Origin of the sequence: Streptomyces beijiangensis (genome assembly GCF_017315755.1) — a bacterium.
GTDB classification, from domain to species: Bacteria; Actinomycetota; Actinomycetes; order Streptomycetales; family Streptomycetaceae; genus Streptomyces; species Streptomyces beijiangensis.
Window position 1 is genome coordinate 1 of record NZ_JAFLRJ010000944.1, and the last position, 304, is coordinate 304.

Below are 304 nucleotides of genomic sequence, written 5' to 3' on the forward strand. Positions count from 1 at the left end.
AGTTCCCGTTGAACACATAGCCGTACCGCTCGTTCGCGGGCAGCCGGTTCATCGGGCTGGTCAGTGCGCGGCCCGCGCGCAGTGCGTCGAGAGTGGGGGAGAAATTGAAGTCATTGAAGTCGCCCGCGGCGACGACCACCGCCTTGGGGTCGATCGCGCGCAGATCCTTCACGAAGGAGTTCACCAGCTTTCCCTGCTCGATGCGCTGCGGCTCGGAGTACCGGTTGGGCGGCTGGATGCGCCCCTCCAGCGGCTGGTCGCCCTCCAGGTCGCCACCGCCCTTCGAGCTGAAGTGGTTGGCGAT

Annotated in this window: 1 protein-coding gene; it reads right to left on the reverse strand. The window is 66.1% G+C overall.

Translation table 11 applies throughout. The features are described from left to right. The coding region (locus J0695_RS39990; RefSeq protein ID WP_443727096.1) for an endonuclease/exonuclease/phosphatase family protein at positions 1–304 on the reverse strand (304 nt) is incomplete at both ends.